At 61.3% G+C, this 26,357-nt stretch carries 29 protein-coding genes and 1 pseudogene; 16 read left to right on the forward strand and 14 right to left on the reverse strand.

Translation table 11 applies throughout. The features are described 5' to 3' along the window. The first annotated feature begins 182 nt into the window (after positions 1 to 182). Together VGP39_RS07305 and VGP39_RS07310 are read left to right on the forward strand one after the other, a co-directional pair. Entirely contained in the window at positions 183 to 1,322 is a 1,140-nt protein-coding gene (locus VGP39_RS07305) for a hypothetical protein (RefSeq protein ID WP_327567433.1), read from the forward strand. Positions 1,323 to 1,418: 96 nt separating this feature from the next. Further along, positions 1,419 to 1,934, forward strand: coding sequence for a hypothetical protein (locus VGP39_RS07310; protein ID WP_327567434.1), 516 nt, complete (start codon positions 1,419 to 1,421; stop codon positions 1,932 to 1,934). A gap of 405 nt (positions 1,935 to 2,339) precedes the next feature. Here the strand turns inward: VGP39_RS07310 and VGP39_RS07315 are convergent, their stop codons facing one another. Then, positions 2,340 to 3,281, reverse strand: a complete 942-nt coding sequence (locus VGP39_RS07315; protein WP_327567435.1) for a LysR family transcriptional regulator — start codon at positions 3,279 to 3,281, stop codon at positions 2,340 to 2,342. Between the two features lie 90 nt (positions 3,282 to 3,371). Between VGP39_RS07315 and VGP39_RS07320 the strand changes: the two genes are divergently transcribed. The 5 genes from VGP39_RS07320 to VGP39_RS07340 all read left to right on the forward strand — a co-directional run bounded on the left by VGP39_RS07320 (position 3,372) and on the right by VGP39_RS07340 (position 8,037). After that, positions 3,372 to 4,352, forward strand: coding sequence for a Bug family tripartite tricarboxylate transporter substrate binding protein (locus tag VGP39_RS07320; protein ID WP_327567436.1), 981 nt, complete (start codon positions 3,372 to 3,374; stop codon positions 4,350 to 4,352). Further along, on the forward strand, positions 4,349 to 5,221 hold the full coding sequence (locus tag VGP39_RS07325; protein WP_327567437.1) for a class I SAM-dependent methyltransferase: 873 nt from the start codon (positions 4,349 to 4,351) through the stop codon (positions 5,219 to 5,221). Before VGP39_RS07320 ends, VGP39_RS07325 begins: the two co-directional genes overlap by 4 nt. Positions 5,222 to 5,961: 740 nt before the next feature. Next, positions 5,962 to 6,123 carry a hypothetical protein gene (locus VGP39_RS07330; RefSeq protein ID WP_327567438.1) on the forward strand — a complete coding sequence of 54 codons (162 nt, stop codon included), beginning with the start codon at positions 5,962 to 5,964 and terminating at the stop codon, positions 6,121 to 6,123. A 952-nt stretch (positions 6,124 to 7,075) separates the two neighbouring features. Then, positions 7,076 to 7,489 (forward strand): hypothetical protein, encoded by a 414-nt coding sequence (locus VGP39_RS07335; protein WP_327567439.1) that lies wholly within the window; start codon positions 7,076 to 7,078, stop codon positions 7,487 to 7,489. After that, positions 7,486 to 8,037, forward strand: coding sequence for a hypothetical protein (locus tag VGP39_RS07340; protein ID WP_327567440.1), 552 nt, complete (start codon positions 7,486 to 7,488; stop codon positions 8,035 to 8,037). The genes VGP39_RS07335 and VGP39_RS07340 overlap by 4 nt, the downstream gene beginning before the upstream one ends. A 299-nt stretch (positions 8,038 to 8,336) precedes the next feature. Here VGP39_RS07340 and VGP39_RS07345 read toward each other — a convergent pair whose 3' ends face one another. The 8 genes from VGP39_RS07345 to ffh all read right to left on the reverse strand — a co-directional run bounded on the left by VGP39_RS07345 (position 8,337) and on the right by ffh (position 15,054). Further along, positions 8,337 to 8,603 carry a Txe/YoeB family addiction module toxin gene (locus VGP39_RS07345; RefSeq protein ID WP_327567441.1) on the reverse strand — a complete coding sequence of 89 codons (267 nt, stop codon included), beginning with the start codon at positions 8,601 to 8,603 and terminating at the stop codon, positions 8,337 to 8,339. Then, complete coding sequence (locus tag VGP39_RS07350) at positions 8,600 to 8,878, reverse strand: type II toxin-antitoxin system prevent-host-death family antitoxin (protein ID WP_327567442.1); 279 nt, start codon at positions 8,876 to 8,878, stop codon at positions 8,600 to 8,602. The genes VGP39_RS07345 and VGP39_RS07350 overlap by 4 nt, the downstream gene beginning before the upstream one ends. 652 nt (positions 8,879 to 9,530) lie before the next feature. Further along, positions 9,531 to 10,946, reverse strand: a complete 1,416-nt coding sequence (gene leuC / locus VGP39_RS07355) for a 3-isopropylmalate dehydratase large subunit (protein WP_327567443.1) — start codon at positions 10,944 to 10,946, stop codon at positions 9,531 to 9,533. Between the two features lie 386 nt (positions 10,947 to 11,332). After that, positions 11,333 to 11,722: a 50S ribosomal protein L19 gene (gene rplS / locus VGP39_RS07360; protein ID WP_327567444.1), complete on the reverse strand. Its 390-nt coding sequence runs from the start codon at positions 11,720 to 11,722 to the stop codon at positions 11,333 to 11,335. A 113-nt stretch (positions 11,723 to 11,835) separates the two neighbouring features. Then, positions 11,836 to 12,561 (reverse strand): tRNA (guanosine(37)-N1)-methyltransferase TrmD, encoded by a 726-nt coding sequence (trmD, locus tag VGP39_RS07365; protein ID WP_327567445.1) that lies wholly within the window; start codon positions 12,559 to 12,561, stop codon positions 11,836 to 11,838. 1 nt (position 12,562) lies between these two features. Continuing rightward, complete coding sequence (gene rimM / locus VGP39_RS07370) at positions 12,563 to 13,090, reverse strand: ribosome maturation factor RimM (protein WP_327567446.1); 528 nt, start codon at positions 13,088 to 13,090, stop codon at positions 12,563 to 12,565. Positions 13,091 to 13,105: 15 nt separating this feature from the next. Then, the gene (gene rpsP, locus VGP39_RS07375) at positions 13,106 to 13,441 is read right to left on the reverse strand and encodes a 30S ribosomal protein S16 (protein WP_327567447.1); all 336 of its coding nucleotides are present in this window, start codon (positions 13,439 to 13,441) and stop codon (positions 13,106 to 13,108) included. Between the two features lie 62 nt (positions 13,442 to 13,503). Beyond that, positions 13,504 to 15,054, reverse strand: coding sequence for a signal recognition particle protein (gene ffh, locus VGP39_RS07380; RefSeq protein ID WP_327567448.1), 1,551 nt, complete (start codon positions 15,052 to 15,054; stop codon positions 13,504 to 13,506). 330 nt (positions 15,055 to 15,384) lie between these two features. Here ffh and VGP39_RS07385 point away from each other — a divergent pair, with 330 nt between their 5' ends. Then, a complete protein-coding gene (locus VGP39_RS07385; protein WP_327567449.1) occupies positions 15,385 to 15,630 on the forward strand; it encodes a type II toxin-antitoxin system prevent-host-death family antitoxin in 246 nt (81 codons plus the stop codon). Between the two features lies 1 nt (position 15,631). Next, the gene (locus VGP39_RS07390; protein ID WP_327567450.1) at positions 15,632 to 16,039 is read left to right on the forward strand and encodes a type II toxin-antitoxin system VapC family toxin; all 408 of its coding nucleotides are present in this window, start codon (positions 15,632 to 15,634) and stop codon (positions 16,037 to 16,039) included. 7 nt (positions 16,040 to 16,046) lie between these two features. Here the strand turns inward: VGP39_RS07390 and VGP39_RS07395 are convergent, their stop codons facing one another. Then, positions 16,047 to 16,397 carry a DUF6614 family protein gene (locus tag VGP39_RS07395; RefSeq protein WP_327567451.1) on the reverse strand — a complete coding sequence of 117 codons (351 nt, stop codon included), beginning with the start codon at positions 16,395 to 16,397 and terminating at the stop codon, positions 16,047 to 16,049. Positions 16,398 to 16,473: 76 nt separating this feature from the next. Between VGP39_RS07395 and VGP39_RS07400 the strand changes: the two genes are divergently transcribed. Next, positions 16,474 to 17,538, forward strand: coding sequence for an MBL fold metallo-hydrolase (locus VGP39_RS07400; protein WP_327567452.1), 1,065 nt, complete (start codon positions 16,474 to 16,476; stop codon positions 17,536 to 17,538). 177 nt (positions 17,539 to 17,715) lie between these two features. Here the strand turns inward: VGP39_RS07400 and VGP39_RS07405 are convergent, their stop codons facing one another. Beyond that, on the reverse strand, positions 17,716 to 18,420 hold the full coding sequence (locus VGP39_RS07405) for an SIMPL domain-containing protein (RefSeq protein WP_327567453.1): 705 nt from the start codon (positions 18,418 to 18,420) through the stop codon (positions 17,716 to 17,718). Between the two features lie 6 nt (positions 18,421 to 18,426). Further along, positions 18,427 to 19,131 carry a GyrI-like domain-containing protein gene (locus tag VGP39_RS07410; protein ID WP_327567454.1) on the reverse strand — a complete coding sequence of 235 codons (705 nt, stop codon included), beginning with the start codon at positions 19,129 to 19,131 and terminating at the stop codon, positions 18,427 to 18,429. Between the two features lie 253 nt (positions 19,132 to 19,384). Here VGP39_RS07410 and dapF point away from each other — a divergent pair, with 253 nt between their 5' ends. The 4 genes and pseudogenes from dapF (at position 19,385) to VGP39_RS07430 (ending at position 23,235) form a co-directional block, all read left to right on the forward strand. After that, positions 19,385 to 20,272, forward strand: coding sequence for a diaminopimelate epimerase (gene dapF, locus VGP39_RS07415; protein WP_327567455.1), 888 nt, complete (start codon positions 19,385 to 19,387; stop codon positions 20,270 to 20,272). A gap of 1 nt (position 20,273) precedes the next feature. Further along, positions 20,274 to 21,542 (forward strand): tRNA (N(6)-L-threonylcarbamoyladenosine(37)-C(2))-methylthiotransferase MtaB, encoded by a 1,269-nt coding sequence (gene mtaB / locus VGP39_RS07420; RefSeq protein ID WP_327567456.1) that lies wholly within the window; start codon positions 20,274 to 20,276, stop codon positions 21,540 to 21,542. A gap of 292 nt (positions 21,543 to 21,834) precedes the next feature. Continuing rightward, positions 21,835 to 22,413 (forward strand): type IV toxin-antitoxin system AbiEi family antitoxin, encoded by a 579-nt coding sequence (locus tag VGP39_RS07425; RefSeq protein ID WP_327567457.1) that lies wholly within the window; start codon positions 21,835 to 21,837, stop codon positions 22,411 to 22,413. Positions 22,414 to 22,522: 109 nt separating this feature from the next. After that, a pseudogene (locus VGP39_RS07430) lies at positions 22,523 to 23,235 on the forward strand (nucleotidyl transferase AbiEii/AbiGii toxin family protein). 24 nt (positions 23,236 to 23,259) lie between these two features. On the opposite strand, the gene VGP39_RS07435 reads toward VGP39_RS07430, so the two are convergent. After that, complete coding sequence (locus VGP39_RS07435) at positions 23,260 to 24,018, reverse strand: RNA pseudouridine synthase (RefSeq protein ID WP_327567458.1); 759 nt, start codon at positions 24,016 to 24,018, stop codon at positions 23,260 to 23,262. Positions 24,019 to 24,046: 28 nt separating this feature from the next. Here VGP39_RS07435 and ftsY point away from each other — a divergent pair, with 28 nt between their 5' ends. Together ftsY and VGP39_RS07445 are read left to right on the forward strand one after the other, a co-directional pair. Further along, a complete protein-coding gene (gene ftsY, locus VGP39_RS07440) occupies positions 24,047 to 24,991 on the forward strand; it encodes a signal recognition particle-docking protein FtsY (RefSeq protein WP_327567459.1) in 945 nt (314 codons plus the stop codon). Between the two features lies 1 nt (position 24,992). Further along, on the forward strand, positions 24,993 to 25,595 hold the full coding sequence (locus tag VGP39_RS07445; RefSeq protein WP_327567460.1) for a septation protein A: 603 nt from the start codon (positions 24,993 to 24,995) through the stop codon (positions 25,593 to 25,595). A 147-nt stretch (positions 25,596 to 25,742) separates the two neighbouring features. Here the strand turns inward: VGP39_RS07445 and VGP39_RS07450 are convergent, their stop codons facing one another. After that, on the reverse strand, positions 25,743 to 26,108 hold the full coding sequence (locus VGP39_RS07450; RefSeq protein ID WP_327567461.1) for a ComEA family DNA-binding protein: 366 nt from the start codon (positions 26,106 to 26,108) through the stop codon (positions 25,743 to 25,745). Positions 26,109 to 26,357: the final 249 nt, after the last annotated feature.

Here is a 26,357-nt window from a genome sequence, read left to right on the forward strand (position 1 = left end):
AGCGTAGCCCGCATGAGCGCAGCGATATGGGGGGTCTAAGCGCGTAGGGCGCAATAAGCAAAGCGCATTGCGCCGTCTGGGCGGCTTCCGACAAATCGGTGGCCGAGACAAGGTTCGAAGCGGCGCAATAAAGCGATTGCGCCCTACGGAGCTCACTTGAGGAATATCTTAAGGTTTGATCGATGGTCGTTTGGTCTCCTTTCAGGTTCAACAGCGGACTTAAGATGGCAAATCGGTTTGCGATTGCTCCGCTGACGACCGATTCCTCCCATGAAGACGGCACGGCTACCGAACACGAACTCGAATTTGTTCGGCGACGTGCCGCCAGCGGATTCGGAGCCGCCATTTCTTCCGCCGCTTACGTCGAACAGGACGGGCGCTCCTGGCAGGGAATAGGTGCGGCACATGATGGACACCTGTCCAGCCTGCATCGGCTCGCTGAAGCAATGCGTGCCGCAGGTGGTCTTGCGATCCTCCAGATATATGACGGCGGCCGCATCGCGAAGCCCGAGCTGATAGGGGAGCAATGTCTGCGTGCGCCTTCTGCCGTTGCATCGTTGCGTCCCGGAGCAAAGACGCCAAGGGCGATGACGGCCAATGAGGTCGAAAGCCTGATTGCAAACTTTCGGGAGGCTGCTTGCCGCGCTCGAAAAGCCGGTTTCGACGGCGTCGAGATTCACGGTGCCAACCACTACGCGATTCATCAGTTTTTTTCACCCAGGGCCAATCATCGCGTCGATCATTGGGGAGGCACGCTTTCAAAGCGCATGAATTTTCCTCTCGCTGTCGCGCAGGCCGTTCGCGACGCACTCGGCCCAAAGCTGATCGCGGGGTTTCGCGTTACGCCATTCGAGTCCGAGGCGGGCGGTTATACGCTTGAGGACGCCAAACTGCTTTGTCATGAACTTGCCGGGTTGAATCTCGACTACATCTCCGTTTCGCTCGACGATTATCGCAGCAGCCGGCCAATGCGGGAGACCCGTGTTTATGATGGTGCGGTCGAGAGGAATGATGCCCCGGCAGAGAATCCAATCACGGAATTTGCCCGCGTCATCGCGGGCCGCAGTGCGGTGATGGCAAGCGGCGGGATCAGAACCTGCAGTGATGCCGAGGGGGCGATCAACATGGGAGCTGATCTGGTTGCGGTGGGACGCGCCGTGGTGGTTGATCCGGAGTGGCTTTGCAAAGTCCGAAGCAAGCGTGAAGCATCGATCCTTGCTGGACTGCCGAAGGATGAACTCGAGATAGCCGGAGCTTTAAGCATTCCTCCGCGGATGCTGGACTACCTGTTGAGCCGTCCAGGTTGGATCCCTCGCCTTTAGTTCCGGCCTTTTTCGGACGTCCATTTGATCGCATAACCCGCCGCAGCCCTCCCAGGCCGCGAGCGGGCCATAGATGGAACAAGCAGGCGAGCCGACATGACGAAAAGTTCAAGGACCGTCGTTGTAAACGACCGGATGCAGCGCGGCTATGTCTACGCGCTTGACGCTCGCGCCGGACGAAGCTTTGACGCGGAATTCCGCCCCGAGCTGACGCCAAGGCAAATGCTCGCGCTCGGCGTATTCGGCGGCAAGTACATGACCGATTGCCGCGACGAATTTCCCGCCGGCTGGTTTGCCCGCGCCCGGCTGTCGCCTGACCGGCGCGATCCTTCGCTGAACTATTTCGGCGTCGACGCCAGCCAGCCGCTGTCGGTCTGGCGGGCCAAGGGATGGATCCACCCCGATGACCCGCGCGGCTGGTTTCAGTGGTATTGCCGCTACCATATGGGACGCCGCATGCCGCATGAGGATCGGCGTCAGATCGCGCGCTGGAAGGCGATGCGGCGGCACGTTGCGCAGATCAGGCGGCATTGTGAACCCGGCGACTTGCTGTGCCGAAAGCGTCAGCGCCAGGCTCTGCTGCACTGGGCCTATGACAGCCGGAGGATTTGAGAGCGTAGGGCGCAATAAGCGAAGCGCATTGCGCCGTGTGGGCGCTTCCAGCACATCCACTGTCGAGACAAGGCGCGAAGCGGCGCAATAAAGCGATTGCGCCCTACGGGCTGATGGCCCACGCCAAGCACATTTTCGAGCCACACATTCGACCGGCATCCTGAGGAGCCGCGCGCTTGCGCGGCGTCTCGAAGGATGGCCGCAGGCGCTTGTGTCCCATCCTTCGAGGCTCGCCGCTGCGCGGCGAGCACCTCAGGATGACGGCGGAGTTGGTCTCTTCGGCAGCTAGTCCGTAGGGCGCAATAAGCGAAGCGCATTGCGCCCTCTGCACAGCTTTCAACAAATCGACTGCCGCGAAGGCCTCAAAGCGGCGCAATAAAGCGATTGCGCCCTACGGGCTACGGGCTATTTCGCGGCAAAGTCGTTTGCTTCTTTCCTGACGAAATTGATGAACTGTTTTACGACGGCAGAGTGGTCGCCTCGGCGCGAAGCAAGCCTGAGCGTAGCCTTGGGCCGGTTCGGACCCTTCAGCGCACGATACGTCACTCCCTCCATGTTCATGCGTTGCAGCGACGACGGAACGAATGTGATGCCGAGACCGGCGCCAACCAGGCTCAGCGTCGACGTGATGCGCGGCGCCAACTGGGTGGATGCGCCTAGATTGCCGACGCGCGGGCTGAATCCTGCGGCCTGGCACGCGGCAATGGTGGAATCGTACATTCCCGTGCCCGGCGGTCCGTACAGGATGAATGTCTCGCGGGCCAACCGCTCCAGCGAAACCGTGGTTTCGGGTTTGCCTTGAGCCAGGATGTGCGTGCTCGGCAAGGCGACAACCATCGGTTCTTCGAGCAGCGCGTTCACCACAAGCCCGCGCCCATCGCCCGACGATGCGCGAATGAATGCGACGTCCATCTGTTCATTCCGCAGACGGTCGACGGATTCGTTACTGAGACATTCCTCCAGTGTCAGGGACACCATCGGGCAAGCCTCCCTGAATGCGCGAATGGCGCGCGGCACCAATGGATGAAAGGGCGTCGTAGAGGTGACTCCGACGCAGAGGCGGCCCTGTTCACCGCGCGACGCCCGCCGCGTGGTCTCGAACGCCCGATCGAGCTGGTTGAGCGTGGCGCGGGCTTCTTCCAGGAAAGCTCGGCCGGCATCGGTCAATTCGACGCCGCGAGCCTTGCGAACAAACAGCTGCACATCAAGCTCGCGTTCGATGGCCTTGATCTGCTGGCTCAGCGGCGGCTGTTGCATGCCGAGACGCTCCGCCGCCCGCGTGATGTGCCTTTCCTCGGCCACGGCGATGAAGTAGCGCAGGTGCCTCAATTCCATTGCCATATCCATTAGATATGCATCTTGCTGTAAGCATATTATGGCTCGGGCGGGCGCGGAAAGCTATTGTTCGGGAAACCAGACAATGAGTGGGGCCATCACATGAGACTGAACCGCCGCCGTTTCCTGATCGCTTCCGGGTCGGCTCTCGCAGCTGCAACCCTGCCGCGTCCGGCCTTTTCGCAACAATATCCGGCCCGGCCCGTGCGCGTCATCGTCCCCTTTGCCGCCGGAGGCCCAAACGACCTGGCCGCGCGCATTATCGCGCAAGGATTATCCGATCGGCTCGGCAAGCAATTCTACGTCGAGAATATCGGCGGCGCCGGCGGCAATATCGGCGCCGGGCAGGCTTCGAAGGCGGCGCCCGACGGCTACACGATCTTCGTGGCTTCACCGAGCTATGTCGTCAATCCCACGCTGTTCGAGACCGTTCCCTACGATTTCCACAAGAGTTTCGATGCGGTGACGCTCGCGGCAACCGCGCCGACGGTCTTGACCGTGCACCCATCCGTTCAGGCGAAGACGGTCAGGGAGCTTGTCACGCTCATCAAGAGCAGCCCCGGCAAGTTCAGCTATGCTTCCCCCGGTGCAGGCACACCGCCGCATCTGCTCGGAGAACTGTTCCGGCTTTCCCTGCAACTCGATATCGTGCACGTCCCCTTTAGCAGCGGTGGCGCTGCGATCGGATCGACGCTAGCCGGCCACACACCGGTGTCGTTCGGCGCGCTCCCGCCCGCCGTTCAGCACGTGAGGGAAGACAAATTGCGGGCGCTCGCCATCACCAGCACGACCAATTCGCACGTTTTGCCCGGAATCCCGAGCATCGGCGAAGCCGGATATCCTGATATCGCCGCCGACATCTGGACGGCCGTGCTGGTCCCGGCCGGAACGCCGGGGCAACTCACCGGTCTGCTCCAGCGCGAGATTGCAAAGCTGATGGCACAACCGGACGTGAAGGACCGGCTGGCTTCGCTGGGATATCAACCGGTCGCCAATACCCCGGATCAATGCGCCGCGCATATGGCGGCTGAATATGCAAAATGGGGAAGAGTCATTCGAGAGGCTGGTATCAAGGCATCATGACATCAAGCCCGACGGACCCGGCCGCCGCAGACAAGGCCGCAGATCGCTCCAGCGTTTCCGGTCACTATGCATGCAATGGCCTGATCGAAGCGATCGAGAACGGTATCGTTCGAATGGGCAAGACCATCGACACCGTCACCATCGACGATCTTGCACCGGTCGATGAATTCCATATCGGCGGCCGCAAGGCGACCGAAGAACTCGTGGAGCAGCTCGGAATCGCCCCCGGCGATCATGTCCTCGATATCGGCTGCGGACTGGGTGGCCCGGCGCGTTTCATCGCCGATCGATGCAAGTGCCGGGTGAGCGGCATCGACCTGACGCCGGATTATGTCGAGACCGGCAACCGCCTGTGCGAATGGACAGGCCTGAGCGACCGCGTCAAGCTTTACCAATCGACAGCGCTTTCGACGCCCTTTCCGGACTCGGCGTTCAGCGCGGCCTATATGATCCATGTCGGCATGAACATCGGGGACAAGGAAAACCTCTTCCTCGAAGCCGCCCGCGTTCTGCGCCCCGGATCGCGGTTTGCCGTGTACGACGTCATGCGGACGGCCGACGGCGATCTGTCTTTCCCCGTGCCATGGGCCACCACACGTGAATCGAGCGCGGTCGATACCGCGCAAGGATACAGGCGTGCATTGCAACTTGCAGGGTTCGATATCCTGTCGGAACGCAATCGACGGGAATTTGCGCTTTCCTACTTCGACGATCTGCGATCGCGCGCCGAGGCAGCCGGCGATGCCATGCCGCTGGGTCTGCACACGCTGATGGGTGAAAGACGTCAGGCCCAGATCAAGAACATGATCGAAGGCATCTCGACGGGAAAAATCGCCCCGGTCGCAATGGTGGCGCGCAAGGCGAGGTAGAAGCGATTAGCCTGTAGGGCGCAATAAGCGAAGCGCATTGCGCCGTCTCAGCCGCTTGCAGCAAGTCGACTGCCGCGAGCGCTAAAAGCGGCGCAATAAAGCGATTGCGCCTTACGGGCTGCCACATCCTCAACCGTCATCCTGAGGAGCCGCGCGCTTGCGCGGCGTCTCGAAGGATCGGCCACGGGCACCGCGCTCGTTGCCCATCCTTCGAGGCTCGCCGAAGCACGTAGGGCGCAATAAGCGAAGCGCATTGCGCCGTCGGGAGGCTTGCAACACATCGACTGTCGAGACGAGGCTCGAAGCGGCGCAATAAAGCGATCGCCCTACGGGCTGAGGTCAAAACAGGACAGCACCTTTTGTAGCAAAGGAGTAAAAGGCGGCCAATCGGCGGTTTGCAATCTACAACCGCCGATTAGTGGTCGACCCAAAGTGGCCTACTACCGTTAAGGTGTTGAGAGGGATCAAATGCCGACGTTTCTCGCGAAGTCGCCTGAGCACAAATGCCCGGTATGCAAGGGGACCGGGTTTCCGCCAGTAAAGCAGCCTAAGGAGCCCGGCCGCAAAATCTACGCGGCGCGGTGCGAGAGGTGCGACGGCAAGGGAAGGGTAGAGGCCGCTAACTGAGGCGCTTGAGTACAGCGAAACCCATCTTCGGTCCCGCGGCAAAGAGTTGGTTTTCGCTGTGCTCAATCTATCCTATGGCTTTGTCGGAGAAGCGGTACCACACTGGGGTATCCATGGCAGTTATCCGACTCGACGAATTTCACGAAGAGACTATCGTTCTGCACTTCGGCGGCCCCGAAGGCACGATCGACGCCTATACATTGGCAAATGCCCTGATCGGTTTTGCAGACACCGCATACGCCGTCAACGCAACGATCGATCCCGGGCAGGAATAGAGATAATCGTCGAGACGACCGGCCCCAGCAGCTACCGCACCGTTATTCGAAAACTCAAGAAGGGTTCTACAGGCGGAGTGCTCTCCGGCATAGCAGGTACCATCCTTTGGAACGTTGTCTCGAATGTCATCTATGATGCCACCTTGAAAGGCGCCGACCCAAAGCCACAAATCATCACGACAGAAATTATCATCAAGCACGGCAACGATACAATCATCGTTCCTCGCACAGTCCATGACGCAACCGAGAATGCGAAGAAAAATCCGACTGTTCAGAAGGGTTGAAGAAGACCTTCGAAGCTTTGGAAGCCCACCCCCATATCACCGAGTTTGGAATCACAGGTAGTATTGGAGTCCTCGCCCCCTCATCACTATTCCTCGGACAGATTTTCCCCTTGTTGTAACTCCGATTATCGAAGAACAACCCCAAGAACGGTCAAGAAAAGAACGCGCCCGCCTCGTCATACTGAAAGCATGGCTGAATCACGCCAAGCGCAAATGGTCATTCGAATGGAATGGTGTGCCAATTTCAGCGCCCATTGCTGACAAGGATTTTTTAGACCAATTGGACAGGCGCGAACACCTTCTCGGCTCTGGCGACGCACTCGATGCAGAGCTTACTTACAAACAGACGTTCGAGGCGGAACTTGGTGTATACGTGAATGACCCCAACTCTTTTGTTGTCACGCGCGTGATCCGGCCCGTGCCGCGCGTAGGGCAAGCATTGTTAAAACGCCGACGCTAGGCATAATCGCCATTTGGCAGGATCATTCGTAATACTGACCTAGCAGGATAGAACGCACGACATCGGAAGCCGACGTCGTCGCGTTAAAAAAGTATAAGTTCGGTGTTACATAGTTCTCCAAGATGCCCCTACACAATGACGTTCGATCCGCGATAAAGGGCAGCTTACCTGGGTCACCACATGGTCCACTCGATCGAGGCTAAGATTTATGTCGAAGTTTGATGCGACCCTTGAAGCCGTCGCAATTCAAATGGCGTTCTTCGTCGTGTCGATCCTAGGCGCGTGGATTGTCTTGCGCTTATTGAAAGGCACCGCAGCGGTTAAGAATAGGGGCAGCCAATTCCGGGGCGCCGCGGCGATGTTTATCGCGATGTTTTTCATGCTTAATGCATACGTACCAGGAATGCGCGACGGAATACTGGCCGAAACGCGGGCCAGCCAAACAATTTCTGCACAGAAAGGTGTGTTGGGCGAACGAGTAAATGTTTCCATTTCAGCCGGTGACCAGCGAGTATCGAGCGCCGAATTGGATAGGTTGGATAGGAATAACTATGCTGTTGATGGAGAGTTGGGCGTTGCGTTAATTCAACCGCCGGATGACACCTGGTTGCCGGAAGGTTGAATTCATTTGAAACCATCACCCTCGGCGACCTTCCTGCAATGCAGATTGTCGTTGCTGCATACAAGCCATTTGTGACTGCGGGACTAAAATCGCATCCTATTTTCGCTATTCGAGAAAAGAAAAGCCACGCCGTTGTTCTAAATGCAAACTCTGAGATTAGAGGCGCGAGAATGGATATCAATCCGTTTTCAGACAAGGATCTACTAAGTAGGCTCTTCGAAGCGCAGATAAATCAGACCATGGCGCTTACCGGAACAACGGTAGAGCAAGCGGACCGATTCTCCGCGCAATTGTCGGATCGATTCGATGAACGACTAAAAACGGCATTTCCGATTACCAAAAGAATACAAAACGGCGTGTATGTTTCGACGTTTGAACTCACGAGGCCGAAAGAGAAAAATTGGTTTGAGACATTAAGGAAAGGCGGCACTCCTTTAGATCGAGCTTATCAAGCGCTCACCTTAGATTATGTTGAAACAGGGACGCTTCGAAATCTAAAGATGGATCAGGCACGGGTATCGCATCGTTCGAAGCAAGTCACCGCCTAGGAAAAGTTATTGTTGATGGTGCTGAGACCGACGCAACGCTGAACGTGTTGGGATTCATGGTCGCGGTCGAGGAACGGGTTGTCTTTGTTCAACTCCAATACCTCTATACGGGAGGAGACTTTTCCGGCCTGTTGTTCTTAAAAAACGTGGTCGATCGACTCTATTTTGTAATGTAGCTGAATGCTAGCTCCTGCCGTGCAGCAATTTTCGAGCAAAAGCTCCATTTTGTGGATGCTCAATTCTTTCTAGCGTACCTTGAAGAGGATAATTCACAATTCTGGCGATGTTGTTGCAGCGCTTTAATAGTGATACCTGCACTGCACGACCTCGATCTGCTGCTCCCCGCCCTTTCCGGAAACGCGATAGACCAGACGGTGTTCGCCTGAGATGCGGCGCGACCACCAGCCCTGCAGCGCGTGTTTGAGGGGCTCCGGTTTGCCGAGGCCCTTGAAGGGATTGCGCTTGATGTCCTTGATCAGCTCGTTGATGGCGGCGAGGATTTTTTCGTCGCGCTGCTGCCAATGCAGGTAGTCCTGCCAGGCATCTTCGGTCCAGGCGATCTTCATTTCCGCTTTGAGCCGGCCTTCCCGGGCTCGACGATCTCGCGCTTTTTCAGCTTACCGCGATCCGCATCCTTGATCGATCGCAACAGCCGCGCGGCGTTGGCCGGGCTCTTGAGCAGGTGGACGGTTTCCATCAGGCCGTCGTAGTCCTCCTCCGACATGATCACGACGCTGCGCGCATTCTGCCGGGTCACCACCAGCGGCGCGCGGTCGTCGCACACCTTTTCCATGCAGAAGGCGAGGTTGTTGCGAAGTTCGCTGTAGGAGACGTGAGCCATGGCGGGGTTCCTCGATATGTACAATAATATGTACGCGTACGGATATTTGTCAATAGAAGCTCGCCCGCAGTCACTTCATCCCCAGAGGACTGTGGGGATAGCAATGCTCGTTGGTTATTGGTCCGAACCCCGGCTCCAACCTTACCGCCGCGTGGCAAATCTGCGGAAATTTTGCCGCTTATCCGCGGCGACCGCGGCATCGGCCGCCGCCACGCATTCGCCGCGAAAAAGCCGGCTCTTGCCGCATGAAAAAAACGCGCCGCAGTTTTGCCTTCGGTTCGTCGCAACGAGATCGCATGAGGTTAATGTTGAAAGCGCGGCCAGCGTGGACAACCCAATGTAAGTGGCTCACCGGGCGTCGGATTTCGCGCGGGCCCCGTGCTGCGGCGACGCGCGCATCACAATCAAGCGCTTGAATCGACGCTGGATTTCACCTCGCAGCGGCATGCTCGCCTGCTCACGCGGCCTAAGCGCCTCAAGCAACGCTTTTTCCCCCGGGCCGGCGCTCCGCGAAGCTGCGAAATGGCGCCCGGCGCCGCAATCCCGCCGCAAGTGCCGCAACGCTGCCGCAAGACCCGCGTGTTCGCGCGCGGTCACGCCGCCATGCGGCTTAAGCCCTTCAGCTGGCGACCGATTCCACGTCCAACAAAAACTACCGCCACTCGCGGATATCGACAAAATGCCCGGCGATCGCCGCCGCCGCCGCCATCGCCGGCGACACCAGATGGGTGCGGCCTTTGAATCCCTGGCGGCCCTCGAAATTGCGGTTCGAGGTCGAGGCGCAGCGTTCTTCCGGCGAGAGCTTGTCGGGATTCATCGCTAAGCACATCGAGCAGCCGGGCTCGCGCCATTCGAATCCGGCCTTGATGAAAATCTTGTCGAGTCCTTCTTCTTCGGCCTGCGCTTTCACCAGACCCGAGCCCGGCACGATCATCGCATTGAGGTTGCCGTTGACGGTCTTGCCGTCGACCACTTTGGCCACCGCGCGAAGGTCTTCGATGCGGCCGTTGGTGCAGGAGCCGATGAAGATGCGGTCGAGTTTTATATCGGTAATTTTCGTGCCGGCGATCAGCCCCATGTAGTGCAGCGCGCGATGTTTCGAGAGCCGCTTTGCCTCGTCGGGAATCTGGTCGGGATCCGGCACGACGCCTGATATCGACACCACGTCCTCGGGGCTCGTGCCCCAGGTCACGATCGGCGGCAGCTTTGCCGCATCTAACCTGATCTCAGAATCGAAATGCGCGCCGTCGTCGCTGCGCAGCGTTTCCCAGTAGCGCATCGCGGCGTCCCAGGCCTCGCCCTTCGGGGACATCGGACGGCCCTTTAGAAACGCGAACGCCTTCTCGTCCGGCGCGATCAGGCCTGCGCGCGCGCCGCCCTCGATCGACATGTTGCACACCGTCATGCGGCCTTCCATCGACAGCGCGCGGATCGCCTCGCCGGCATATTCCAGCACATGGCCGGTGCCGCCGGCGGTGCCGATCTCGCCGATGATGGCGAGGATGATGTCTTTCGCGGTGACGCCGTCGGGCAGTTTGCCGTCGACGGTGGCGCGCATGTTCTTCGCCTTTTTCTGGATTAGCGTCTGCGTCGCCAGCACGTGTTCGACTTCGCTAGTGCCGATGCCGTGCGCCAGCGCGCCGAACGCGCCATGCGTGGAGGTATGGCTGTCGCCGCAGACGATGGTGGTGCCGGGCAGCGTGAACCCCTGCTCGGGGCCGATGATGTGCACGATGCCCTGCCGCTTGTCGTGCTCGTCGTAATAGGTAATGCCGAATTCGCGGGCGTTTTCGGCCATCACCCGCATCTGCTCGATGCTCTCGGGATCCGGATTTGGTTTGGAGCGGTCAGTGGTCGGGATGTTGTGGTCGACCACCGCCAGCGTCTTCTCCGGCGCGTGGACTTTTCGCCCGGTCGCGCGCAGACCTTCGAACGCCTGCGGCGAGGTCACCTCGTGGACGAGGTGACGATCGATATAGAGCAGGCAGGTGCCGTCATCGGCTTCGTGCACCAGATGGTCGTGCCAGATCTTGTCGTACAGCGTGGATGGCGACTTTGAATCGGACATGGTGTTGGGCCTTGAATCATTTTGAATGAAGATGCGAATCCGCGCGCCGGCGCGGGCACGTCAAATCAGGCGTCAAGCGCAGCCGTCGTCAGCCGCCCGAAGAACCGCCATGGCAGGCGGCTGCGGTCGTCGAGCACGATGCGTGCCGTGGTGATCGGGCGGTCTGGAACCATTCCATCCATATAGCACGTCGCACGCCCGCGACAATGCACACCACCCCGTCACCGTGAGGAGCGGCGTCTCGAAGGATGGCCGCAGGCGCTTGTGGCCCATCCTTCGAGGCTCGCCGTGAACGGCGAGCACCTCAGGATGACGGTTTTCGCTGGGGCAACAAAAAAAGCGCGGGGTGAGCCCGCGCTTTTCGGTCATCGCCTCGCGGTGCGAAATTACTCGCCGACGGCGGCGGTCTGCGCGCGGTCGGTCTTCTTCTCGACGATGCGGGCCGACTTGCCGCGCAGGTTGCGCAGGTAATAAAGTTTGGCGCGGCGCACCTTGCCGCGGCGCACCACCTTGATCGAATCGATCATCGGCGACATCACCGGGAATACGCGCTCGACGCCCTCGCCGTAGGAAATCTTGCGCACCGTAAAACTCTCATTGAGGCCGCCGCCGGAACGGCCGATGCAGACGCCCTCATAGGCCTGCACGCGCGAGCGGTCGCCCTCGACCACCTTGACGTTGACGATCACGGTGTCGCCGGGACCGAACTCCGGAATTTCCTTGCCCGCGGACAGTTTGTCGAATTGCTCTTTTTCGAGCTGTTGAATGAGGTTCATGGTAAAATCTCCATCGGCGCGCCGCGGCCCTCAAGGCGCGAGCTAACGCGGTCGTCCATTTATCCTGCCATTGCGCGGATTTGGCGCTCGTATACGGCAAAGGCGGAGCGTTGTCACCCGTCCGTCGTGTTTTTTGGGCGTTTTTGGCGGGCCTTTGCCGCTGCGGCCCACAGGTCCGGCCGCCGGGCCTTTGTCAGGGCTTCAGCCTCGGCCAGGCGCCAGGCGGCGACCCGGGCGTGGTCCCCCGACAGCAGGATGTCCGGAATTGGCCGGCCCTCGAACGCCTGAGGGCGGGTATATTGCGGGTATTCCAGTAGTCCGTCGGAGAAGCTCTCGTCGGCTCCGGAGGCGAGCTTTCCCATCACACCCGGCAGCAGCCGAATACAGGCGTCCAACAGCGCCATGGCGGCGATTTCACCGCCGGACAGCACATAATCCCCGAGCGAGACTTCCTCGAGCCGGCGGGCCTCTATCACGCGCTGGTCGACCCCCTCAAAACGCCCGCAGACGATCAAGGGCCCCAGCCCGGCCGCGAGTTCCATCACCCGCGACTGGGTCAATGGCCGACCGCGCGGGCTCATCAGGAGGCGGGGACGATCCGGGGCGACGTCGGATGCATCGATGGCTGCCGCCAGCACGTCCGCGCGCAGCACCATGCCAAGCCCGCCGCCGGCCGGGGTGTCGTCAACACTGCGGTGGCGGTCGGTGGCCGAGTGGCGGATATCCCGCGCCTCCAGCGCCCATAGCCCGGACGCCAGTGCCTTGCCCGCAAGGCTCACGCCAAGGGGGCCCGGAAACATTTCCGGAAACAGCGTCAGCACGGTCACGCGCCAGGTCATTTCAGGAGTCCGCGTTGGCCGGATCGTCGCCCTCAATTTCCGTGGGCAATTCGATCACCACGCGGCCACTCGCGAGATCGACCGTCGGCACCACGGCGTTGGTGAACGGCAACAGCAAGGTCGCACCCTTCGGCGGCGCGATTTCGATGATGTCGCCGGCGCCGAAATTATGGATGGCGATGACCCGGCCGATCGGCTCGCTGGTGGAATTCACCGCAGCAAGACCGATCAGATCGGCGTGGTAATATTCGTCCGTGTCGGTCGCCGGCAATCTTTCGCGCGCGATGTAGAGTTCGACGCCGTTCAACCGCTCGGCGTCTTCGCGGGTAGCGACGCCTTTCAGCGTCGCTACCAGATGGCCTTTCGCTACGCGGGCGTGCGTCACTTCGAACTGCCGCGCGCCGTCTTTGGTTGCGAGCGGACCGTAGCGCTTCACGGCGACTGGGTCTTCAGTGAAGGTCCACAGCTTTACCGCGCCGCGCACGCCATGCGCAGCACCAATGCGGGCGACGCAGATTTGCGCTGGCATCGCCGCGCGTCGCGCTTATGCCGACTTGGCGGCGGCTTCGGCGTTGGCCTTGCGCTCCTTGCGCGGCACGGCCTTTTCCGGGTTGTTGCGGGCTTCGCGCTTCTTGACGCCGGCGGCATCGAGGAAACGCGCGACGCGATCCGACGGCTGCGCGCCCTTGGCCATCCATGCCTTGACCTTGTCGAGGTCGAGCTTCAGCCGCGCTTCATTGTCCTTCGGCAGCAGCGGATTGAAATGGCCAAGCCGCTCGATGAAGCGGCCGTCGCGCGGATAGCGGGAGTCGGCGACGACGACGTGGTAGACCGGACGCTTCTTGGTGCCCGCGCGCGCGAGGCGGATAACGACTGACATTGAGTTCTCCTTCAAAGATGTGTTCGCAGAGGTGTGTTCGAGTGTGAGTGAATTGATCGCGATTATTTCTTCTTACCCAGTCCGGGAAAGCCGCCGAGGCCCGGCAGGGTTGGCTTGCCGCTGAGCCCGGTAAGGCCGGGCAAATTCGGCAGGCCCGGTCGCAAACCGGCGGGCAAATCTTTCGGCAGCGAGGGCATGCCGCCTTGCGGCAGTCCGCCCGGCATCTTCTCGGCGAGCGCCTTCATCTGTTCCGGCGACGGCATGCCGCCGCCAAACCCCATCGCCTGTGCGATGCCGGCCATCGGGCCGCGCTTGCCCGATCCCATCGCCTTCATCATGTCGGCCATGTTGCGGTGCATTTTCAGCAGCTTGTTGACTTCCTCGACCTTTTGCCCGGAGCCCGCGGCGATGCGCTTCTTGCGGCTCGCCTTGAGGATATCGGGGTTCTTGCGCTCCTGCCGTGTCATCGAATCGATCACCGCGACCTGGCGCTTCAAGATTCTATCGTCCAGCCCGGCATTGGCGATCTGGTTCTTCATTTTGGCAATGCCGGGCATCATGCCCATCAGCCCGCTGATGCCGCCCATATTGGCCATCTGCAGGAGTTGCTCGCGCATGTCGTTGAGGTCGAACTGACCCTTGCGCATGCGCTCGGCGGTGCGCGCGGCTTTTTCGGCATCGATATGCGCGGCGGCTTTTTCGACCAGCGAGACCACATCGCCCATGCCGAGAATGCGCCCGGCGATTCGATCAGGGTGAAAATCTTCCAGCGCGTCAGTCTTTTCGCCGGTGCCGATCAGTTTTATGGGCTTGCCGGTTACCGCGCGCATCGACAGCGCCGCGCCGCCGCGGCCATCGCCGTCGACGCGCGTGAGCACGATGCCGGTCAGGCCAACGCGCTCGTCGAACGCGCGCGCGAGATTGACCGCGTCCTGGCCGGTGAGCGCATCCGCCACCAGCAGCACTTCGTGCGGACTGGCGGCGGTTTTGATCTCGGCGGCTTCCGCCATCATCTCTTCGTCGAGCGTGGTGCGGCCGGCGGTATCGAGCAGCACCACGTCGTAACCGCCGAGTTTTGCGGCTTCCAGCGCGCGCCTTGCGATCTGCGCCGGCTTCTGACCGGCCACGATGGGGAGCGTATCGACCTCGACATCGCGGCCGAGCACCGCGAGTTGCTCCATCGCCGCGGGACGATAGATGTCGAGCGAGGCCATCAGCACCTTGCGCTTGTCGCGCTGGGTCAGCCGGCGGCCGAGTTTCGCGGTGGTGGTGGTTTTGCCGGAGCCCTGCAGGCCGACCATCATGATCGCGACCGGCGGCACGGCGTTGAGGTCGATGGCCTGCCCGTCGGAGCCGAGCGTGGCGATCAGCTCGTCATGGACGATCTTCACCACCATCTGGCCGGGAGTGACCGACTTGACCACGGTGGCGCCGATCGCCTGTTCGCGGACTTTTTCGGTAAAGCTTCTGACCACGTCGAGCGAGACGTCGGCCTCCAGCAGCGCGCGGCGCACCTCGCGCATGGCGGCGTCGACGTCGGCTTCGGTCAGCGCCCCGCGCCGCGTCAGCCGATCGAGAATGCCACCAAGCTTTTCCGACAGATTGTCGAACACGTCGCTTTTCCTGCTGCCTCACCCTGAGGAGCATGCGCAGCATGCGTCTCGAAGGGTGGATTGTTTTATCCCATCCTTCGAGACGCCGCTTCGCGGCTCCTCAGGATGAGGAATTCCAAACGCGTTTGCGCCCGAGGGCGCATCGCGCTGTCGGGCGTTGACCTCCGGTCTCAAGGACCAGGCGGCGGGTCGAAAAGAACGTCTTTCCGAGATGACGGTGACATACGCCACAGCCAAAGTAAGTCAATACCGACTTACTTTTTCAGAGAGCGCTTGAAATGCTCGCCCTGAACGCCTATGATTGACCGATCAAATTGACCGGTCAATTATATGAAACATATCCAAGCCTCCGAAGCCAAGGCCAAATTCTCCGAATTGCTCGATCAGGTCGAGCGGGGCGAGACGATCGCGATTACGCGTCACGGCAGGATCGTAGCGCGTATCACTCCCGACGAGGAAGCAAAACGGCAAAGAGCCCGTGAGGCTATCAAGGACATTCTGGAGCTAAGAAAGACGGCTCCCGGCGCTACCGTGGAAGAAATTCTGCAGTGGCGCGACGAAGGTCGGCGCTTCTAGCGTGCCATTCGTCCTCGATGCTTCCGTCACCCTTTGCTGGCTCTTTCAGGATGAGACTGATCGCATCGCCGATATCGCAGCTGAACTCCTTCTCCGCGATGAACATGCAATCGTGCCTCTCGTCTGGTGGTTCGAGATTCGCAATGTGATGGTTACAGGAACGCGCCGTCAGCTTCTGACTGTCGAACGCGTACATGCCTTTCTCGCCCACGCGAGAACCGCATCGATCGATCTCGACGCGATTCCCGCGGAGGAAGCCGTCTTCCGGATTGCACACAATCACCGACTTAGCTTCTATGATGCATGTTACCTGGAAGTAGCGGTCCGCAACGGAATCGCGCTTGCGACCTTGGACAAGGCGCTTACCCGCGCCGCGGCAGCTGAGGGTGTGCCGCTGATCGGCGATTGATCCGCGTTTAAAACTTTTCGTCCCCCCGATGCCGCACGGAATCCGGAAAATCCCGATACAGCGCGAACTGCACGTTCTGGACCAGCGAATTGACGCCAAAATGGACGCTCTCGACCGGCTCGCGCCGGCTGCCGACCCGGTTAAACGCCTGATCGAGCTGGGCCATGCCGGTAAATTCCATCATCAAATGGAATTCGCCGATGGGGGCTGCGCTCAAGCCCAGCTTGCGCCGCATCAGCCGCCAGCCCTGCATCAGGCCATCGTTCTCCAGGCCGCCCATGTAGGCTTTGAGCCGGTCGGAAAATTCCATATCGGATACGCCGGGTTTGAGGTCGAACCACGCGTTGTAAATATCCATCGCCAATCCCATTTGAATTCACGTTAGATATACAGCCTATCCTTCCTGCTCTCCCACCCGATTTGTGGCCCGCTCCGTGTCCCTCACCCGCCGCCGGCTTTTCTCTCTGATCGCCGGCCTTGCGGCGGCCGCTGGACTGTCGGCCTTTTGGGCTTCCCGCATGCGAAATTATGAAGGCCCGGTGTCGGATCATTTCGACGGCAGGCATTTTTTCGATCCCGACGGCTCGCCGCCGAAAAGTCTCGGTGAACTGCTGCGCTGGCAGTTCGGTCCTGACCGGCAGCGCCAGCCGTGGCCGGAGTGGGTGCCGAGCCCCTACGCCGACACGCCGCCGCCGCGCGTTACGGGGGACAAGGTGCGGCTGGCGTTCGTCGGTCACGCAAGCTGGCTGGTCCAGACATCAGGGATGAACATCCTGATCGATCCGGTATGGTCGGACCGCGTCTCGCCGTTCACCTTCGCCGGTCCCAAGCGGCACAACGCGCCGGGCATCGCATTCGACGCGCTGCCGCGGATCGATACGGTGCTGGTGTCCCATGGCCATTACGATCATCTCGACGTCGCCACGCTCTCAAGACTGAACACGAAATTCTCGCCCCGCGTGATCACGCCGCTGGGCAACGACGCCACCATGCGCAGCGCCGACGGCGCGATCCGCGCCGAGGCGTTCGACTGGCACCATCGTATTGAACTCGGAAACGGCGTCGCGGTGACACTGGTACCGACGCGACACTGGTCGGCGCGCGGACTGTTCGACCGCAACAGATCACTATGGGCGAGTTTTGTGCTGGAGACCCCGGCGGGACAAATCTACATCGTCTGCGATTCCGGCTACGGCGACGGCAAGCATTTCCGCCGCGCCGCCGAGGCCCACGGCCCGCTGCGGCTGGCGATCCTGCCGATCGGCGCTTACGAACCGCGCTGGTTCATGCGGGACCAGCACATGAATCCGTCGGATGCAGTCAAGGCGCTGGCCGACTGCGGCGCGGCGCAGGCGCTGGCGAACCATCACGGTACGTTTCAACTGACCGACGAGGCGATCGACGCGCCGGTCACCGCGCTGGGTGAGGCGCTTGAGGCGGCCAAGATTCCACGCGAGCGTTTCGTCGTGCTGAAGCCGGGGCAGGTGGTGGAGATTTAACGACCCGTGCCCCGGACGCGGCGCAGCGCACTCGGGTCCGCGCGTTGCGCGGCCCGAGCACGGGCTCAGCCCTTGCGAAGCGGTGCGCTGCAGAGCCGGTGCCATACTCCAGCGTTTTTGGCGGTCCCGGCTCCGCGCAGCGGCATGAAGAATGCCGCAGCGCGTCCGGGACACGACTCACTGCCCCGCAGGCTTGATGGCCCAGGACACGTTGACGGCGACGCGTAGCGTTTCTTCGCCCGGCGCCACCGGCGCCGACGCTGCCATGCCGGCGGACATCTTGCGATATGGCATCGGGCCGGGTAGGCCCTCTTCCGAAATACTGACGGGCGAGCCGAGCGTGACGCCGGCAGCCTTGGCATAAATCTCGGCCTTGCGGCGCGCGTCGGCGATCGCCTGCTCGCGGGCATCGTCGAGCAGTTTTGAGGCGGCCGACACCATGAAATTGATGCCGCCGAGGTCGTTGGCGCCGGCGGCGACCAGCACATCGACTACGCTTGCGACCTGGGTGACGTCGCGCAGCCGGATGGTCACGCGGTTGCTGGCACGGTAGCCGACGACGGCATTGGGGCCGCTGCGGTTAGGCGCGTATTGCGGCTGCAGCGACAGCCGCGAGGTTTGAAAATCCTTCTCGTCGATCCCGGCGCCCTTCAGCGCCAGCAGCACCTTGCCCATCGCGGCGTTGTTGGTGTCGCTGGCTTCGCGCGCGGTCCTGGCTTCGGTGGTTACGCCGCCGTCGATCTGAGCGAGATCGGGCGGCACCGACACGGTTGCCTCGCCGGTGACGGAAATCGCCGCTGGCGGTGTGAGCTGGGCCAGCGCGGGCGCGCCGAGCAGTCCGCCTGCGAGCGCCACGATGACCAAAATAGCGCGATGGTTCATCTCGTCCTACTTCAACGGCACATAGACGTTGATCACCAGCTTGTCCTCCGCGGTCTTCAGCGGGTCGGTGATGTATTCCTCGATGAAAGTGTCCTTCGCTTCCAGCTTCTTGTCGTCGAGATGATTGGTGATCGCCTCGTAGGTGTTGTCCATGTTGTCGTAGGAGCCGCGATGGACGAATTTCAGGGCCTTGCCGTCGGGGGATTTGCCGATGCTGATGTCCTTGGGGAGATTCTTCGGCTCCTGGTCGACCGGAATTTCCGCCTGGAACGTAAAACCGTTGTCGTCGGTCGAGGTGTAGACGATCATCGAATTGCCGGATGGCTTGATGCCCTGCTTGTCGAGCAGCGCAGAGATCTTCTTGAACGAGTCGATCAGCGTCTCGAATGCCGAATCCCAGTTGGCGCTGCCTTTCAGGACCACCGCCGTTTTCGCGGTCAGGGTGATTTCCTCGCCGAATGGATCGGCAGTTTGGACCGGCGCGGGAGCCGCGGACGGGATCGCCGGGGCTTCCGCGGCCGGTGGCGGGGGTGCCGGAGCGGGGGTCACAGGCGCGGCCGGAGCGGGCGCTATTGGGGCAGGGGTTTCGGGCGCTGGCGCTGCAGGCGCCGCCGGCGTCGGGGTTGTGGGCGATTGCGCGAAAGCACCCGCTGAAATCAGCGCGAGGGCGAGTACGACCGGGGCCAGACCAAAGAAACGGCGGTAATTCATTCGGAAGCTCTCCATAGCGCCGGCAGGCTAACACGCCGGCGTGGCATTCGTCCCATGCCATACGTCATAGCCGCATTCCCGGTAACCCCGCCGTCATCCAGAGCTCGCCCTTCTCAGGGCGAGCCTCGAAGGATGGCCACAAGGACGGTGCTTGCGGCCATCCGTCGAGACGCCGCGCAAGCGCGCGGCTCCTCAAGGATGACGGTTGAGTATTCCGCCGTCATTCGCCATATAACACGGCAGGAAAAAGGCCATGAGCGCGCTCGCAAATCACAGCTTCAGCAAGATGAACGGCATCGGCAACGAGATCGTCGTGGTCGATCTGCGCGACTCGTCCGTGCCCGTCACGGCCGATGAGGCCCGCGCGGTGGCTCAGCCTTCTGGCGTACACTACGATCAGCTGATGGTGCTGCACCCGCCGCGGCTGCACGGCACCGAAGCCTTCATCCGCATCTACAACAATGACGGCTCGGAAGCCGGCGCCTGCGGCAACGGCATGCGCTGCGTGGTGCGCCAGCTGTTCGAGAAAACCGGCCAGACCGCCGTCACCTTCGAGACCAGGGCTGGTCTCTTGAATTGCTGGCAGGGACCCTCGCCCGATCTCTATACCGTCGACATGGGCCCGCCGAAATTCGGCTGGAAGGATATTCCGCTGGCGGAAGAGTTTCGCGACACGCGATATATCGAACTGCAGATTGGCCCGATCGACGCGCCGGTGCTGGACTCGCCATCCGTGCTCAACATGGGCAATCCGCATGCGATCTTCTGGGTCGATGATGTGAATGCTTACGACCTTGCACGCTTCGGGCCGCTGCTGGAAAATCATCCGATCTTTCCGGAGCGCGCCAATATCACGCTGGCGCACATCGTTGACCGCGATCATGTCACGATCCGCACCTGGGAGCGCGGCGCGGGGCTGACAAAAGCCTGCGGTTCGGCGGCCTGCGCCGTAGCGGTGGCCGCGGCGCGGCTGAAGCGCACCAACCGCACGGTCACAATCACCCTCCCGGGCGGCGATCTCGGCATCGAATGGCGCGAGAGCGACGATCATGTGCTGATGACTGGGACTGCGACGTTCGAATATGAAGGCCGTTTCGATCCGGCGCTGTTTGCGCGGCCTTTAGAAGAAAATCGCGCGTAAGATGAGCGTCGACGTCGTCACCTTCGGCTGCCGTCTCAATGCCTTCGAGTCCGAAGTGATCCGGCGCGAGGCGGAGAACGCGGGCCTTGCCGATACCATCGTCATCAACAGCTGCGCGGTCACCAATGAAGCGGTGGCGCAGGCGCGGCAGTCGATCCGCCGGCTGAAACGCGAGCGGCCGCGGGCGCGCATCGTCGTCACCGGCTGCGCGGCGCAGACCCAGCCGGACATGTTTGCCGAGATGGTGGAGGTCGATCGCGTCGTCGGCAATGAAGAGAAGATGCGTAGCAAGGCCTGGCGGGATTCGCGCGCGGCGTTCGATGCATCGCCTTTCGGTATCGCCGGCAGCGAAAAAATCGCGGTGGCCGATATCATGGCCGTGCGCGAAATGGCGCCGCATCTGCTGGAAGGATTTCAGGGCGGGCTGCCTCGCGCTTTCGTGCAGGTGCAGAACGGCTGCGATCATCGCTGCACCTTCTGCATCATTCCCTACGGCCGCGGCAATTCGCGCTCGGTGCCGATGGGCGCAGTGGTCGATCAGGTACGCGCGCTGGTGGAGCGCGGCCACGCCGAGCTCGTGCTGACCGGCGTCGATCTCACCAGCTACGGCGCCGATCTGCCGGGCACACCGAAACTCGGCGCGCTGACCAAACAGATTCTTCGCCATGTGCCGGAGCTAAGACGCTTGCGGATATCGTCGATCGATTCGATCGAGGTCGACCGCGATCTGCTCGATGTCATCGCCGATGACGAACGCCTGATGCCGCATCTGCATCTGTCGCTGCAATCCGGCGACGATCTTGTTTTGAAGCGAATGAAGCGACGGCATTCGCGAAGCGACGCCATCGAATTCTGCGCGCAGGTCCGGCGGCTGCGGCCGGACATCGCGTTCGGCGCCGACATCATCGCGGGATTTCCGACCGAAACCGAGGCGATGTTCGCGCGCTCGCAGGACTTGGTCGAGGCGTGCGATCTAACGTTCCTGCACGTGTTTCCTTATTCGCCGCGGCCCGGCACCCCGGCGGCGCGGATGCCGCAAGTGCAGGGCGGTGTGATCAAGGAGCGTGCGAAACGCCTGCGCGCGGCCGGCGAAGCGGCGCTGCAGCGGCGGCTGGCGACGGAGGTCGGTTCGGTGCGGCAGGTGCTGATCGAGAGCGCTTCCCAAGGCCGCACCGAACATTTCATACCGGTGAGGATTGCGGGCGAGACACCGGGCGCGGTGCGGACGCTGGTGATGACTGGGCATGATGGCGCGCGGTTGATGGTGTGAAGGGGCTCTTTCTTCTCCGTCTCGAATTCGCGGGCCCGTTTGAGCCAGACCGATAAATTATAAAATGATTGCGTAAAGTATTGAAAATCGATACTTTACGCCTATGAATTCCGCAAATCGCCTTCGTGCCCGAGACTACATCGCCCGACTCGCAGGGGGCGGCCGCTATGACTTTAGCTCTCTCGACGCGCAGGAGGCGCTAGGCGTTTCGCCAGCCGCCGCAAAGCTGGCACTCAACCGCCTGGCCAAGCAGCAACTCATCGCATCGCCGGCACGCGGCTTCTATGTCATCGTGCCGCCGGAATACCGGTCTTTGAAGTCACTTCCAGCCGACCAGTTTATTCCTGCGTTGATGCAGCGGCTCGGTCTCACTTACTACGCAGGGCTGTTGTCGGCCGCGCAGTATCACGGCGCCGCGCATCACCGCCCGCAGGAATTCCAGGTCATGGTTGCGAAAAGCCGGCGCGCGATCGTCAGCGGGGCCGTCCGCGTAACCTTCATTGTGCGCAAGAACATCGACAGCATCCCGGTTCAAAACTTCAATACGCCGCGTGGCACCGTCAAGGTTTCAACGCCGGAGGCGACGGCGGTTGATCTGGTGGGCTATCCCGGACACGTCGGCGGTCTCGATCAGGCCGCAACGATCTTGAGCGAGCTTGCGGAAAAGCTTGATCCCAAGAAACTCGCAATAGCGGCACAGAACGCGCCGGTGCCGTGGGGGCAGAGGTTAGGCTATTTGCTTGAAAAGCTCGGCGAAGAGGACCGTGCAGGCCCGCTCAAATCCTATGTGCAGAAAAACGCACGACAGGCGGCAGTCCTGTTGCCAGCCGCGAAAATAAATGAAGCGATGCGAAAAATGCCTGGAAACTGATTGTCAACGCGGAGATAGAGCCCGAATTGTGATTCCGCGCGATTACATAACCTCGTGGCGTCCGCAAGCCCCCTGGGTGCAGGACGTCCAGGTTGAGCAGGACCTTGTCATGTGCCGTGCATTGGTGGAGCTGTTCTCAAATCCCGTGCTTGCTCAATCGCTCGCCTTCAGGGGCGGGACGGCGCTGTACAAACTTTATATTAAACCTCCCGCCCGTTACTCCGAAGATATTGACCTCGTCCAGATGCGCCCGGAGCCGGCCGGCCCGGTAATGGAAGCCCTGCATTCCGTTCTCGATCCCTGGCTTGGCGCGCCTCGATGGAAGCAGACAGAAGGACGGGTAACATTCGTATATCGCTTCGCTTCGGAAGATACGCCACCCATCGGTATGCGGCTGAAAGTCGAAACCAATACGCGCGAACACTTTGCAGTACAGGGATACAAGCACGTTCCTTTCGAGGTTTCCTCACGCTGGTTCGAAGGAAAATGCCGAATCCCGACATACGAGCTTGATGAATTGCTCGGGACAAAAATGCGCGCCTGTATCAGCGCAAGAAGAGTCGTGATCTGTTTGATCTCGCAACGGCTCTGGGGCATGCCGATGTTGATCCCGGTCGGATTGTCGAAACATTCCTTGGCTACATGAAGCATGATGGTCATCGAATAACGCGAGTGCTGTACGAACAAAATATTCAGAAGAAGCTTGCGGACCCGCAATTTACCGCCGATATCAGTCCGTTGCTTGCGAATGGATATGCATGGAATATGACTGAAGCAGCGCGACGGATTACCAAGGCATTGATCCAGCGGATTCCAGAATAACAGCAGGGAAAAGGGTAAAAAAAGCTACTCCCCGTTCCACCCGCACGCCTTGAGCCGCTCATGCAGATGCGGCGGCGCCGGCGCGACCACATGCACCGGTTCCTTGTTCTTCGAAATCGGAATCCCGATCGCGCGGGAATGCAGATGCAGGCTCGGTTCGCCGAGGCGCGGGATAAATTGTTCATTGCGCAGGCGGCGTAAACTTGCCTGCGTGCCGTAGATGTTGTCGCCGACGATCGGCCAGCCCATCGCCGCAGCATGCACGCGCAATTGATGGGTGCGGCCGGTGACCGGTTCCAGCGCCAGCCAGCTGAGACCGCCGCCGCGCCCCAGCACCTTCCAGCGGGTGGACGCGCTCTGCCCTTCCGGGTCCGGCTTCTGCCACCAGCCGCGCTCGGCGTTGAGGCGGCCGAGTGGCATGTCGATGGTGCCTTCGTCCTCGGCGGGACCGCCTTCGACCACCGCCCAGTAGGTCTTGGAAATTTTGCCGTGTTTGAACAGCAGCCCGAGCGACGCGGTGGCCTTGCGGTGCCGGCCCAGCACCAGGCAGCCCGAGGTGTCGCGATCGAGCCGGTGCGCGAGGACCGGCGGGCGCGGCAGGCCGAATCGCAAGCTCTCGAACGATGCCTCCAGATTGGCGCCGCCCTTGGGACCGCGATGCACCGGCAGCCCTGCGGGCTTGTTGATCACCAGCATCAGCCCGTCGCGATGGAGCACGCGCGACTGAATTTCTTCGGCCGTGAGCTGGGGTATTTCGACGCGTTCGTTGTGACTTTCGCTCATGGCGTGAAACGGCTAACACACCCCCGACATGAACGACACCTCGGAACAACCCAAATTTAGCTGGTGGCGGCGGCTGTCCAGCGGCCTGAAGCGCACCTCGACTTCGCTGGGGACGGCGGTCGCCGACCTGGTGACAAAACGCAAGCTCGACCGCGCCATGCTCGAGGATATCGAGGACGTGCTGCTGCGCGCCGATCTTGGCACCGAAGTCGCGGCGCGGATATCGGCGGCGGTAGGCGTTGGCCGCTACGACAAGGCGATTTCGGCCGATGACGTGAAAACCGTGGTCGCAACCGAAGTGGAAAAGGTGCTGGCGCCGGTGGCAAAGCCGCTGGTCATCGATTCCGCGCAAAAGCCGTTCGTAATTCTCGTGGTCGGGGTCAACGGCTCCGGCAAGACCACTACGATCGGCAAGCTCGCGGCCAAGCTGAGTGCGGAGGGCCGCAAGGTCATGCTCGCAGCGGGTGACACCTTTCGCGCCGCCGCGATCGAGCAGCTGAAAATATGGGGCGAGCGCACCAGATCGCCGGTGATCGCCGGCGCGCAGGGGTCGGATTCCGCGAGCCTTGCCTTCAATGCGCTGACATCGGCGCGCGAGGGAAAGCTCGACGTGCTGCTGATCGACACCGCAGGGAGGCTGCAGAACAAGGCCGAGCTGATGAATGAGCTCGAAAAGGTCGTGCGCGTCATCAGGAAGGTCCATGCATCGGCGCCGCACGCGGTGCTGCTGGTGCTCGATGCCACGGTGGGACAAAATGCGTTATCGCAAGTCGAGGCCTTTGCCCGTACAGCGGGCGTCACCGGCCTTGTCATGACAAAGCTCGACGGCACCGCGCGCGGCGGCATCCTGGTGGCGCTGGCCGAGAAGCACAAACTGCCGGTGCACTTCATCGGGGTCGGCGAGGGGATCGACGATCTGGCGCCGTTCACCGCGCGGGAGTTTGCGAAAGCGATTGCAGGGATTGAAAGCTGATATGGATAGAAAACTACCGCATCCGCTGTTCAAGCTGGCGACCGAACTCGGCCCGCTGCTGATTTTCTTTTTCGCCAACGCCAAGGCCAACCTGTTCGTCGCCACCGGCGCGTTCATGGTGGCGGTGGTTATTGCGATGGTGGCGTCTTATGTGGTGACGCGCCATGTGCCGATGATGGCCATCGTCACCGCCGTCGTCGTCATCGTGTTCGGCACACTGACGCTGGTGCTGCACGACGAGACTTTCATCAAGATGAAGCCGACCATCGTCTACGCGCTGTTCGCGGCGATCCTCGGCGGCGGATTGCTGTTCGGCCGTTCCTTCATCGCAATCATGTTCGACCAGATGTTCAACCTGACGCCGCTGGGCTGGCGGACACTCACCTTGCGCTGGGCGTTCTGGTTTTTCGCCATGGCGGTGCTGAACGAAATCATCTGGCGCACCCAGAGCACGGACTTCTGGGTGAATTTCAAGGTGTTCGGCATGGTGCCGCTGACCATGCTGTTCGCGGTCACGCAGATGCCGCTGGTCAAGCGCTATCACCTGGAGCCGGCGACGCTCGAGCAGAGCGAGGCGGAAGCGGGGGATGTGAGGAAGGGGTAGTCTCGTGTCCCGGACGCGCTGCGGCATTCTTCATGCCGCTGCGCAGGGCCGGGGCAGTTACGGATGCTGCGGCTTGTGACGGCCCCGGCTCTGCAGCGCACCGCTCCGCGAAGGGCTACGCGCTGCGCTGCGTCCGGGGCGCGAAGCTCAGCTCTTCTGCTTGGCGATGATCTTGTCCTTGATGCCGTCGTAGGTCTTCTGCGGGACGATGCTCTTGCTCACCAGTTCGTCCTTGCCCTTGTACGGACGGCCGGCGATGATTTTCGCCGAGTAGGCCTTGCCGACGCCCGGCAGCGCGTCGAGCTGCTCTGATGTCGCTGAGTTGATGTCGAGCAATTCCGCCTTGGGCGCCGGGGCCATCTTTGATTCGGTGGCGGCCGGAGCTTTCGGCGCCGGGGCCATCTTGTCGGACTTGGCGGCGGGCTGGGCGGTCTGGGCCATCGACGGTGCAGCCGTCAGCAGGCCGAGGGTGAGCGCGGTGGCGGCAAGTGAAGCGAGCGTGAAATGACGCATTGGGTGTCCCTCCAAGGACGGTTTAAGTACGCGTTAAAACTAGCTTCGAATTCGTGGCGGCGCCATGGCCGCGAAATGAACGGCAGATAAAAGCGCAAGATTATTTGGAGCGCCTCCCCAGTGTCGTCCCCGCGAAGGCGGGGACCCATAACCACCGGCAGTTATGATTGCAGGGAGGTCATTCAACAAGGCCACTGACGCAAACCAGAACATCGGCGACACGGCGTATGGGTCCCCGCCTGCGCGGGG

Source organism: Bradyrhizobium sp. (genome assembly GCF_036009065.1).
GTDB lineage: Bacteria > Pseudomonadota > Alphaproteobacteria > Rhizobiales > Xanthobacteraceae > Bradyrhizobium.